Below are 11,604 nucleotides of genomic sequence, written 5' to 3'. Positions count from 1 at the left end.
TGTGTGCGGGCAGATGTTGATGGTTCCCGAGGAAACTCGGCGCCTTAAAGTCAGCGGCGGGTTGATCCCTGAACGGGAGCGCAAGCAGACCACCGACCGGTTGAGGACGATCACCTTTGAGGTGGACAACGTTACCTATGATTTCCCCGTACAGAACGGGGACGAAATCCTGATCGGACGTAGCATCTTTGGCACTGCGCCGAATGTCGCCACGCTTGACCTGACCGCCGTCAACGGCAGCGAGCGGGGCGTTTCCCGCAAACATGCTATGGTCAAGGTGGAAGGGCATTCCGCGTATCTGATCGATCTGGCCAGCACCAACGGAACCTTTCTCAACGGTCGCCGGCTGGAACCACAACACCGCCATCTGCTGTATACGGATGATGTTGTCCGTTTTGGCGGATTGGAAGCGCGCATCAAACTTTCCTGACCCCTGACCCGCGACGCTGGTTGCACCCTGCTTCCTTTCCGGTGTACCCTCCTGCTTATCCCAACTGCTTGTTGTTTATTGGGCAGGTGGTAAACTTCTGCGCGGCTAGGGATCGCGCGGGCTTGGCTTCATGGAGCTAGGTATGTCATTTCATGTCCTTATTCCGGATAAACTCAGCCGTGAGGGCCTTGAGGTTTTGCAGGCGGTTGATGGCTTTCATCTGACGGCGGGTTCGCTTTCCCGCGCCGAGGCGCTGGCCGCGGCGGCTGACGCAGATGCGTTGATTATCCGCAGCGCTACGCGGGTGGACGCTGAATTTCTGGCTGCTGCGCCGCGCCTCAAGGCTATCGCCCGCGCTGGCGCCGGGGTGGATAACGTCGACCTGGCGGCGGCGACGGCGCGGGGTATCCCGGTGATGAATACTCCCGGGGGCAATACTATTGCTGCGGCGGAACACACCTTCGGTCTGCTGCTGGCGCTGGTCCGGCACATCCCGCAGGGGCACCAGGCTTTGCTGGAAGGGCGCTGGGAACGCGGCCTGATGGGGACTGAATTGAAGGGTAAGACGCTGGGCATCATCGGTCTGGGACGGATCGGGCGGGCGGTCGCCCGGCGTGCGGTGGCTTTTGACATGCGGGTGCTGGCGTACGATCCCCGCCTGCAGATCGGCGAGGAGCAGGAAGGCACTCTTTCTGTCACCCTGGAGGAACTGCTGGCGCAGAGCGATGTCATTTCGCTGCATGCTCCGGCCAATGAAAGTACGCGCCAGATGATTAACGCCGGAAGCATCGCCCGGATGAAAGACGGCGTGCGGATCATCAACACGGCCCGCGGGGTGCTGATCGATGCGGAGGCGCTGGCGGCGGCGATTCGCGCGGGCAAGGTGGCCGGGGTGGCGCTCGATGTATACCCGCAAGAGCCTCCGGCGGCGGATTATCCGCTGATCGGGTTGTCCGGTGTCATCCATACGCCCCACCTGGGGGCCAGCACTCACGAAGCCCAGATTGCTGTGGCGGTTCAGGCGGCAGAGCAGATTCGTGACGGGTTGTTGTACGGCGACTTTCGCAACGTCGTCAATGTTGACGTGTTGCCTGCGCCAACCACTGGCGGTTAGGCGCGGACAAGCCCGACACCGGGGACGCGACCGATGGATTCCCTGCAACAAGCTAGCCCGACGATCACCCTGCTCTGCGCGCTGGCCTGTGGTCTGCTTATCTTCGCTGGCGGCATCGGCTTTGTAATCGTGCGCTCCGGTCTGGTGGCCCGTCTGGTCGGCCAGCTTGAGACTGAAGACGAAGCGCCAGTGCCGCGCCGGGCCGTCAGGCGCCCGCTGCGCACCAGGGCGGATCAGATTCGGACACAACTGGATCAGGAGTTTGACGCCCGCCTGAGCGGGGATCCTTCGGCGTTCATCCCGGATGCGAACGTTGTGCCCGCCAGCCGGTATGCCCGCGCTGCCGATGAAGGGTTTGATGACCCTGTACCCGGAAAAGGACGGGCAGCATCAGCGCGCCGTCGCTTCCGCCGCGGGCTTGACGACTACGACGATGAGATGGACGCCTACTTTGACGACACGGAGTTGTCCTAGCGGCTGGTAAGCGCCCGGTCGCTTTGCCCGCGCTGGTCACGGGCGGGGTGTTTCCTGTGGACCCGTTCTGCCTGGCACACCAGCAGGAAATGTTCTCCCTCGGTGACGTTTTCTTTTGAGTGAACCGTACCCCCTCGGTAACATTTTGCGTGAAAGAATACGGGCAATTGTGGGCTGTGCGGGCGTTAGTGTACAATGGCTGCAGCGTAAGCGCTGAAGCATACGCTTGAGCCTGGCGCACAAAGGACAGGGATGGCCGCATGTCCGGGGAACAAGCCATTCAATACCTGCAACAGGGAATCGCCGCTGCCAAAGCCAAGAAGACGGAAGAAGCGCGGCGTCTGCTACAGACCGCCATCCGCCTCGATCCTGAAAACGAGACAGCCTGGTTGTGGCTGGCCAGCGTAGCCAAGGATAACCAGGAACGCATCTTTTGCCTGCGCCAGATTTTGCAGATCAATCCACAGAACGAGCTAGCTATCAAAGGGCTACAGGCGCTGGGCATTGCCACCGGTGACCAGCCTCAGGCAGCCGCCAGACCTGTCACTTCCAACGTTCCCCGCCCGACGCCGGAACGAATCAAGGCGGCGCAGCGTGCGCTCGGCCCGATCATTCAGGCTGCCACAGAACGGGAAGACCCCTACAGCCAGATCCAGTGGGTACACAAGCGGCGCAACCGCGCCGGCGAGCGGGCGGCTACCCTGTTCACCATCGCCATTCGCGTCGTTCCGGTGTTGCTGGTTGTCGGCCTGCTGGCCGCTGGCGCGTACTTCGTCAGTACCAATCCCAGCGCGATTGCCCTGGCTCCTACCTGGACGCCCAGCCACACGCCAACCGTCACGCCCACGCCCACGCCGGGCTTCACGCCGACGCCTTCACCCACACCGCGCCTGACGTATACCCCCAGCCCGGCGATCGATCCCAGCCTGCCCAGAGGCGATCTATCCGTTGGGATGACCATCACGCCAGTTTATCCGCGTTTTCTGGAAGGGCGTGTCATTCAGGAAGCCGTGATGCTCATCGACGCCGGGCGTGACAGTGTCGCCCTGCCCACGCTTTCCGCGCTGCGGGAAACGCTTCTGGAAACCAGCAACAACCCCAACCCGTTCTACTATGAGGCGATCGCACTGACCAACCTGGGCGATACCGAACGCGCCGAGCGCGTGCTTCAGGAAGGCATCGAGCGGCTGGAGCGCCTGGGCGCTAATACGGGGCTGTTGCATGCCGGCCTAGCCTATGTCTACGCGGCCAGGGGGAACTACAGAGCCTCCAACGAGGAAGCAGACCTGGCCCTGACCGGTGATCCGGCCCTGGTTCAGCCATACTATACGCTGGTTCGGAACGCACTGGCTACCGAGAACTACCAGGAAGCAAGCCGTCTCCTCAATGAAGCTCAGGATCGCCATCCGGCGGATGTTAACCTGTGGCTGCTGCGTGGCGAGTTGAATCTGCTGCGCGGCCAGCCCGCTGAGGCGCAGCAGAATGCACGTGTGGCGCTCTACATTGATCCCAGCGCCGAAGAAGCCTACCTGCTCCAGGCCCGTGCCGATATCGCTTTTGGCGATTACGGGCTGGCTGTGCTGCACTTGCAGGACTACCTGTTCCTGTATCCTGGCAGTATCCAGGGCTGGACGTTGCTGGGCGAAGTGCGCACACTGGAAGGCAACGACACGCTCGCGATTGACGCTTACAGCCGCGCCGTCAACACTGCGCAGATCACGGCGGAGCAATTCCCGGCGCTCATGGCCCGCGCGGCGCTTTACGCCCGCCTGCACCAGCCAGAGCGCGCCTATGTTGACTATACCGCCATTCTGGACGTTGCCCCGGATGATGTCGCTGCGCGGGAAGGCCGTGCCCGCGCCGCTTACCTGGCCGGGCGCTTTGGCGAAGCGATCGAGGACCTTGACATTCTGCTTGCAGATACGCCGGGCCGTTACGATCTGCGTTTGTTAAAAGCGCAGGCTCTGGTTGATGGCGCTAACCCGCGCAACGAGGAAGCCTACCGCCGGGCGCTCCGCGACGCGTTGAACATCCTGGCTGGCGGCTTCCCGACGGTGCTGGCAGCTGATCTGCGACCAGTCGCGCTGGAGTACCGCGCCCGTATCCTGCTGGAACAGCAGCAGTACCGCAGCGCCCTGGCCGATATCGATGCGGCGCTGGCTGCCCAGGAATCCGGCTCGCGCCACTATCTGCGCGGACGTATCCAGGAGGCGCTGGGCAATGAAGAAGAAGCGGCCCGCGAATATGACTGGGTGCAACGCTGGGGCCGTATCTATGCCTACCCCTTCCTGCCGGATGCCGTCGCCCGCCTCGAAGTGCTGGCAGGGCAGAGTTGAGCGCGTACCGATAACGCAGCGGGGGACAGAGCGCCTGTCCCCCATTTTGTTGCCCCCTCAGGATCAGGTAGCGTGGGTTATTAACCAGACCCAGCCTGTGCTGCCACCGCTGCTGCAGCCTTGAAGCCTTCCAGCGCCCGGATCACGGCTGCCAGCGCCTCTTCAGTCTCCGGCGCTTCGCCATAATGGACGCGCACGTAGGCTTCGGTGATGACATCAATGGCCTCCTGCGCCTGCGGAAAAGCGGCTTGCAGGACGACGCGATACTCGTAGGGCGTCTGGGAAGTGCCGCGTGGATAGCCAAGCTTGCTGGCCTGGCGTACCATCTGAGCATAGGCGCGGCGCACCGTCAACGCCGCCAGCAGGTCGCGCCCCAGGCCAAACTGACCGATCGTGTTGAGCGCCCGGTTGACTGCATCCACGCCCCGCCGGAACATATCCCGCAGGCTGCCCAGCATGTCCCCTTCCAGATCTTCGCGCTCCTCGCCCTCCTGTAGCGCGGCCCGTTGTTGCCGTCGCAGGGTCAGCACGATCACCGCCACGATCAGCAGCAGCGCCAGAATGCTCAGACAGGTCTCGATGCCGCCGATAGCCGCCAGAAAGTCCTGCAGCCGGCGGAGCAGTTCCTCCAGCCGGGTTGTCTGCTGTGGCTCGCCCTGCTCGATCAACGATCCCAGACCGAGCACTTCTTCCTCGCTCAGTACGCCGCTGGCTGTCAGTGCCTTGACGATTGCCTCCACAACCACGCCCAGCACCAGGAAGACGGGCATCATCAGTAATGTGAACAGAAAGAGTACGGCGGCCAGCAGCGGTTCCAGTAACTGCCTGAAGGTCGCTGGATCCAGGCCGCCCACCAGCACGGTGATCAACACGCCCAGCAATGTGATCCCGCTCACAGCCAGGATCATGAAGGCCGTCCAGCGCGGCCCAAAGGCTACCGCCACGCCGCCGGACTCGCGCAGGGCGATGGCGCGGGCCAGGCTGGTTCCCAGCAGACCAAAGAAGAAGAAGGGCGGTAATGCAGAGAGCATCACCGGTCGGGCGACCGGCACCAGTGAGGCCGCGGCAAAGAACAGGATGCCCAGCCGCATACCAAACGCCAGCCGCGTCGGTGTTGGCGGCACCAGCGCCAGACGCAGCCCGCGCCACCACAGTAGCCCGATCATGATCAGCGCCGGGATGAACGGTGGCACCGTCACCATCGGGATTGGATCAACATTGTCGCTGATTGCGGTCACGGTTGTGGCCTGCCGGGCCGGGGGGAACATCACGCCCACAGTGTATAGCAGCGCCAGGATCAGCGCCGCCACGAAGACGATTTGCCGCAGATTCTCCCACATGCCACGGGAATCCAGCAGCCGCACGATCAGCAATGCGGCGACGATGTTGGCCGCTACATAGAACAGCACCAGTGGCGGGGCGGCGCCCTGCGCCCCGGAGAGTACTACCACAAACCAAGGGGCGAGCCACATCGCTTCGGTCAGGGCGGCCAGCAGATGGGTGGCTTCCTGCCGGAGCTGCGGACGGACGTAGGGCAGGGAAGGATCGTGCAGGCGAAGGAACAGATTCACGGCTGTGCCTCCGTCCGGGCGCGTTCGCGCAGGAAACGCTGGCGAGGCGTCAGGGCTTCTTCTTCATCCCCGGACTCTGATTCCAGCACCGGCGGTTCCTTTTGGATCGGCAGATGATGGATCAGGATGCCGGGGATGTCTGGTGGCGCATCCTTGCCCAGCGTCAGGAGGACAATCCGGCGGCCACTGTCACGCAGGCGGAGGATGGCCATCTGCAGGGCCTCGTTGACAAAAGCCGTGATCAGCACCAGTGTGGCCCCCCATGGCAGGTGTGGGCTTTCCTCCAGCAAAAAAGCGCCAAAGTCCTGCGTGACGATGTAACTGACCCCGGCCAGAGTTTCCAGGATGCGCGTCAGTTGCAGACGGTTGCGGCCCGGTAGCACGCGAAAGGGCTGGTCAGCGTGGGCCAGCGTCCCGTTGGCCACCACGCCTACGGCATAGTCCTGCTCTGTCGCCCAGGAGGCCAGTGATGCCGTTGTGCTGACCAGATATTCCAGCATGTCTGGCCAGAAGCCATGCCAGTGCCGCTCAAAAGTCGCCACATTCAGGCAAAAGACTACATTAGCGCTGCGCGTCGGCTCGTAGACCCGGGTATGCAGGGTGCCAGTTCGCGCTGTGGCTTTCCAGTGAATGTGGCGCAGGTCATCTTCCGGCTGGTGATTGCGCACACCCATGATCCGGTTGGGGTCTTCGAACAGGCGCTGGCGGACGCGCATGTCGCCGATCGGGTCTTTGACCGGCAGGCCCAGTTCTTCCAGTGTCTTGATCTCCGGGTAGACGATCAGGTAGTCCGGGTGGCGCAGCTCGCGGCCACGCTCAAACAGGTTGAATGGATCGCCGGAGAGGGCGTAAGCCGGGCCGATAGTGAAGATGCCGCGCTGACGGGCCACCACAGGCAGCCTCCGCCGCACCCGCTGATACCAGCGCAGGGTGTAGGTGTTGGTCAGATAGCCGATCTCCGGCGTGGGCGCTTCATCCAGACGGCCTTCCTCAGCCGGTGCGCAGGCCAGCGGCCATTCATCCTCAACGCGCAGCCAGCCCACCGGGAGCAACTTGCGATTTTCTACAATGATCTGGACTTCCAGCATCTCGCCGGGGAAGACACGGCGATGCTCAAACTGGCGGCGATACGTCACCTGGTTGAGCGCCCCCCGGCTCCACAGCCAGGCCGCGCTCACTACCACCAGCATGAACCCGGTCAGGGTTACCAGAGCCAGGTTCTGGACTATCCCCCCCACCACAAACAACAGCAGGGCCATGCCCACCCAGCGATGATCCAGCAAACTGCGCACGGAGTCCCCTTCGGCCACCCGGCGGCTACCGTTCAAAAGCTCCTTTTCTGCCTGTTCAAAGTCAAACAGCGCCACAGCTACACTTCCACCGGCACAGGTACTGTGCTCACGATATCAGTCACAATCTCTTCCGGCTTGCGCCCGCGCAGGCGCATCTGCGGGCTGAGCATGATGCGGTGCGTGATCACGTATGGGGCCAGCTTCTTGACATCATCCGGCAGGACAAAGTCGCGGCCATGGATGGCTGCCCAGGCCTGGCTGGTGCGGTACAGGGCCATGGTTGCCCGCGGACTGGCGCCCAGATCGACTTCTGGATGCTCCCGTGTGGTGCGGATGACCTGCACGATGTAGTTGTGCACGCTCGCCTCTACGCGCACTTCGCGCACCCCGGCGATCATGCGCAATACTGTCTCAGGATCGGTGACCGGCTTCAGGCTCTCCAGCGGATCGGACAGGCGGAAGCGCGTTAGAATATCACGTTCCTCCTGTTCGGTTGGATAGCCAATGTCGACCTTCATGAGGAAGCGGTCGATCTGCGCCTCCGGCAGCGGGAAGGTCCCTTCCAGTTCGATTGGATTCTGAGTGGCCAGCACCAGGAACGGCCTGGGCAATTTGTAGGTTTGTAGATCAACCGTGATCTGTCGCTCCTGCATGGCTTCCAGCAGGGCGCTCTGAGTACGCGGTGTGGCGCGGTTGATCTCATCGGTCAGCAGCACCTGACTCAGGATAGGGCCGGGGCGGAACTCGAACTCCTGCGTCTTTTGGTTGAAGAAGCTGATGCCCGTGACGTCGCTGGGCAGCAAATCCGGGGTGAACTGAATCCGGCGAAAGGTCGCGCCCAGCGAGATGGCGATTGCTTTGGCCAGCGTGGTCTTGCCCGTGCCAGGGACATCTTCCAGCAGCACATGCCCTTCGCTCAGAATGGCTGTGAGCACCAGATCGATGATGTCTGTCTTGCCCACAATAACGCGCTGCACATTCTCACGTATCCGCCGGGCAGTATCCGCAATCATGAGGCTTCATCCTATCTAATGCCGAGACAAAAGCGGCTGCTCTGTAAACACGACGAGTATAACCCGCAGAACCGCCCGCCCCCAAACATTTTTCCTGGCCGTCAGACGGTTGCGCAGGCTGGCCAGGTATAGCCATAATCAGGGCTACGCTCCGGCGCGTTGGATGGAGAACCTATGATTAACGCATCCTCACCGATCGACTACCGTGCCCTTCTTGACGGCATGGGGCAGGGCGTGTTGTTATTTGACGCCGATGGCCGGCTGCTGCTGGACAACCTGGCGGCGCGGGCGATTCTGGGGCAGCATCTGCCGGCTGTCCGCGCTGGAGGCTGGGAAGCTCTGGTGGCGCTGATGCAGGCCCCCTACGAAGGTAATCCGCCTGATCTGAACCTGTTGCGGGATCAGGCGCGGCGCACACCCAACCCGATTCGCTTCCATGCCCACTTTTCAGGGGCTACCGTCTCCTGTTGGATAGCGGTTATCTACGGCGCCGGTGGCGCGACCCTGACACTGTTCAGCTTTGACCAGCCAGCCTGGGAAGCTCTCACGCAACTGACGGCCATCTTCCGCCGGGAAGCCAGTATGGTCATCTCTGCCACCCAGGGCCACGCTGAACTGGTCACGCAATTGCTGCACAAGCATGCTGACAACCCGGAAACCCAGGCGCTGGCCCGGCGGGTCATGGGGTTCACCGGGATCATTGCCGCCCATACGGCGCGGCTGCAGCGCCTGATCACCCAGCTGGAGCGGATGGAGGCCATCCGCACCGGTGACCTGAAGAAGCAGATCCGTGAACAGCGTTGCAAGATTTACCTGGCTAACTTCATTGAGGACTTGCTGGACGAGTTCGCTGAGGAATCGCTGGTTGATCCTGATATGGGGTCAATCGACCTGCGCGATCGCCTGGCCTTGACCGTGCCAGATCGCCTGCAAATCCTGGCATCTCCTGCCCACCTGACCCACATCCTGCGCGATGTGCTGCGTAATGCCGCCTGCTATAGCCCCGTCGAGACGCCCATTATCCTGACGGCGGTCCCCAGCCGTACCGGCGATAGCGTCCAGATCAGCGTGATCGATCAGGGTTGCGGGATTCGCCAGTCGGAGCAGGATCGGGTTTTCCAGCCGTTCCAGCGCGCGCGCCAGCCCCAGGTGATTGCTGTTGAAGGATACGGCCTGAGCCTGTATCTGGCCCGGGTCGAACTGGAAGCGATGGGGGGGAGCATTGGCTTCCAGAGTGAAGAAGGGGCGGGCAGTACCTTCACCCTCAGTCTCCCCACGCCTGCGCCCGGCAAACCACGTGAGTGAACGCAAAAAGCCCCGCCAGCGGTGACGGGGCTTTTGCCAGTGGCGGAAACACCTGCTGCTAGGCCAGTCCGGCCTCCCGGCGCAGGAGTTCGGCTTTATCGGTGCGTTCCCAGCTCAGGTCAAGATCATCCCGGCCAAAGTGGCCGTAAGCCGCCACCTGCTTGAAGACCGGCCGGCGCAGGCCCAGATCGCGGATGATGGCCGCCGGACGCATATCGAAATGGGCGCGGATCAGCTCCACGATCTTCTCGTCGCTGATGCGCCCGGTGCCGAACGTTTCCACCGCCAGGCTGGTAGGCCGGGCCACGCCAATGGCGTAGCTGACCTGCAGTTCCACCCGCTCCGCCAGGCCAGCTGCGACCAGATTCTTGCAGATGTAGCGGGCCATATAGGCGCCGGAACGGTCGACCTTGGTCGCGTCCTTGCCGCTGAAAGCGCCGCCGCCATGCCGGGCGACACCGCCATACGTGTCGACGATGATCTTGCGTCCGGTCAGACCGGCATCGCCCATTGGGCCGCCAATGACGAAGCGCCCGGTCGGGTTGACATAGATGCGGGTGCGGTCATCCAGCAGGTCCAGCGGCACCACCGCCCGGATGACATGCTCGATCACGTCGGCCCGGATCTGTTCCTGGGCAACATCGGGCGCATGCTGGGTGCTGACCACCACCGTGTCAACGCGCTTGGGCTTGCCATAGGCGTATTCAACCGTGACCTGGCTCTTGCCATCCGGGCGCAGGTAATCCAGCAGCCCGTTGCGGCGCACCTCCGCCAGCCGGCGGGCCAGCTTGTTGGCCAGGCTGATGGTCAGGGGCATGTATTCAGGTGTCTCGTTGCAGGCGAAACCGATCATCATGCCCTGATCGCCCGCGCCAATTGCTTCGATCTCGGCGTCGGACATCTGGCCTTCACGGGCCTCCAGCGCCCGGTTGACGCCGAGGGCGATGTCGGGACTTTGTTCTTTGATGGAGACGATCACCCCACACGTCTCCGCATCAAAGCCGTACTTGGCGCGGGTGTAGCCGATGTCGCGCACGGTATCGCGAGCGATTGTCGCGATGTCGACATACGTGCTGGTCGTGATTTCCCCCATCACCAGGATCAGCCCGGTGGTGACCGCTGTCTCGCAGGCCACGCGCGCGTTGGGATCGTCCTTGATGATCGCGTCAAGGACGGCGTCGGAAATCTGGTCGCACAGCTTGTCCGGGTGGCCTTCCGTGACGCTTTCGGAGGTAAAGAAGAAATGGGGCGATGTCATGAAGGTGCTGTTGCTGCTCACAGGTCTTACTCCTTACTGGCTGATCGCCTGGTTGGGTGGGGGCAAAAAAAAGCCTCTTGCGGCAGACAAGAGACTTGACAGGTTCGACTAAAGCCATCATCTGTCAGGGTGTCTCCCTGCCGGACTTGGCACCTTCCTAGCCTGCCTGTGCAGGCCAAGGGTTGCCGCGGTTTCACTGGGCCGGTCCCTCCACCGCTCTGGATGACGCATATCAGTTGTTAAACGCCGCGGATGGTACCACGCTCGCCGCGCGATTGTCAAGCGCCATCCGACCCGCTCGACCCGCCGATCCGACCCATTGGCGGTAGCGTGCCTACCACCAGTTCAGCCAAATAGTATTGCTTTTTCCGCCCCCCCGGGTACACTTGGGTTGAGCAGGCAAGGAGGTGCGCGCATGGACCAGGGCAAGGACAACGCCCGACGGCTGGAATGGCTGGAGGAGTTCGAAGAGCTTGCCAACCTCAAGCTGACCGAAGGCTCGGCCTGCACCCAGATTCACCCCATTGTTGAGCGCTGGCTGGATAACCTCCTGGAGGGGGACCCACCCGAATCGCGTGACGCGGTCTGGCAGGCGATGTCCTGCCTGACCACTGAGATCTTTCTCAGGCTGACCCCGCAGTCAATCGTCGACGTGCTGGAAGAGCACTTTGAGGAGGATGAAATCTCGACCTGGCTAGAGAGTATCGTCCTCATTGGCCGCGCGTTCCAGATCGCCCTGGATCGGGGCGACCTGGATGACCTGTAACCTGCGCCCGCAAATTGCGCCCGCAAGTTTGCGCCGCTGACGGGA

10 protein-coding genes and 1 riboswitch are annotated in these 11,604 nt (G+C 62.5%); of the genes, 6 read left to right on the top strand and 4 right to left on the bottom strand.

Going from position 1 to position 11,604, the window contains the following annotated elements; genetic code table 11:
• Positions 1-19: 19 nt before the first annotated feature.
• The 4 genes from HPY64_10070 to HPY64_10055 all read left to right on the top strand — a co-directional run bounded on the left by HPY64_10070 (position 20) and on the right by HPY64_10055 (position 4,354).
• Positions 20-430, top strand: a complete 411-nt coding sequence (locus HPY64_10070; protein NPV67478.1) for an FHA domain-containing protein — start codon at positions 20-22, stop codon at positions 428-430.
• Positions 431-572: 142 nt separating this feature from the next.
• Positions 573-1,544 (top strand): hydroxyacid dehydrogenase, encoded by a 972-nt coding sequence (locus HPY64_10065; GenBank protein ID NPV67477.1) that lies wholly within the window; start codon positions 573-575, stop codon positions 1,542-1,544.
• 33 nt (positions 1,545-1,577) lie between these two features.
• A complete protein-coding gene (locus HPY64_10060) occupies positions 1,578-2,018 on the top strand; it encodes a hypothetical protein (protein NPV67476.1) in 441 nt (146 codons plus the stop codon).
• A gap of 260 nt (positions 2,019-2,278) precedes the next feature.
• Complete coding sequence (locus HPY64_10055; GenBank protein ID NPV67475.1) at positions 2,279-4,354, top strand: tetratricopeptide repeat protein; 2,076 nt, start codon at positions 2,279-2,281, stop codon at positions 4,352-4,354.
• Between the two features lie 80 nt (positions 4,355-4,434).
• On the opposite strand, the gene HPY64_10050 is transcribed toward HPY64_10055, so the two are convergent.
• Genes HPY64_10050 through HPY64_10040 form a run of 3 tightly spaced genes read right to left on the bottom strand, consistent with a single transcriptional unit; the run spans position 4,435 to position 8,230 of the window.
• The gene (locus HPY64_10050; GenBank protein ID NPV67474.1) at positions 4,435-5,925 is read right to left on the bottom strand and encodes a DUF4129 domain-containing protein; all 1,491 of its coding nucleotides are present in this window, start codon (positions 5,923-5,925) and stop codon (positions 4,435-4,437) included.
• Complete coding sequence (locus HPY64_10045) at positions 5,922-7,292, bottom strand: DUF58 domain-containing protein (protein NPV67473.1); 1,371 nt, start codon at positions 7,290-7,292, stop codon at positions 5,922-5,924. Before HPY64_10045 ends, HPY64_10050 begins: the two co-directional genes overlap by 4 nt.
• Positions 7,293-7,294: 2 nt before the next feature.
• A complete protein-coding gene (locus HPY64_10040; GenBank protein NPV67472.1) occupies positions 7,295-8,230 on the bottom strand; it encodes a MoxR family ATPase in 936 nt (311 codons plus the stop codon).
• Between the two features lie 174 nt (positions 8,231-8,404).
• Between HPY64_10040 and HPY64_10035 the strand changes: the two genes are divergently transcribed.
• Positions 8,405-9,535, top strand: a complete 1,131-nt coding sequence (locus HPY64_10035) for a hypothetical protein (protein NPV67471.1) — start codon at positions 8,405-8,407, stop codon at positions 9,533-9,535.
• 58 nt (positions 9,536-9,593) lie between these two features.
• Here the strand turns inward: HPY64_10035 and HPY64_10030 are convergent, their stop codons facing one another.
• Positions 9,594-10,793 carry a methionine adenosyltransferase gene (locus HPY64_10030; GenBank protein NPV67470.1) on the bottom strand — a complete coding sequence of 400 codons (1,200 nt, stop codon included), beginning with the start codon at positions 10,791-10,793 and terminating at the stop codon, positions 9,594-9,596.
• A 114-nt stretch (positions 10,794-10,907) separates the two neighbouring features.
• Positions 10,908-11,022, bottom strand: a riboswitch (SAM riboswitch).
• A gap of 186 nt (positions 11,023-11,208) precedes the next feature.
• On the opposite strand from HPY64_10030, the gene HPY64_10025 reads away from it, so the two are divergent.
• The gene (locus HPY64_10025) at positions 11,209-11,559 is read left to right on the top strand and encodes a hypothetical protein (GenBank protein NPV67469.1); all 351 of its coding nucleotides are present in this window, start codon (positions 11,209-11,211) and stop codon (positions 11,557-11,559) included.
• Positions 11,560-11,604: the final 45 nt, after the last annotated feature.

It is taken from the genome of Anaerolineae bacterium (assembly GCA_013178165.1).
GTDB lineage: Bacteria > Chloroflexota > Anaerolineae > Aggregatilineales > Ch27 > Ch27.
The sequence above is the reverse complement of the archived record's forward strand: the minus strand, read 5'-3'. Positions and strand labels throughout refer to the sequence as shown.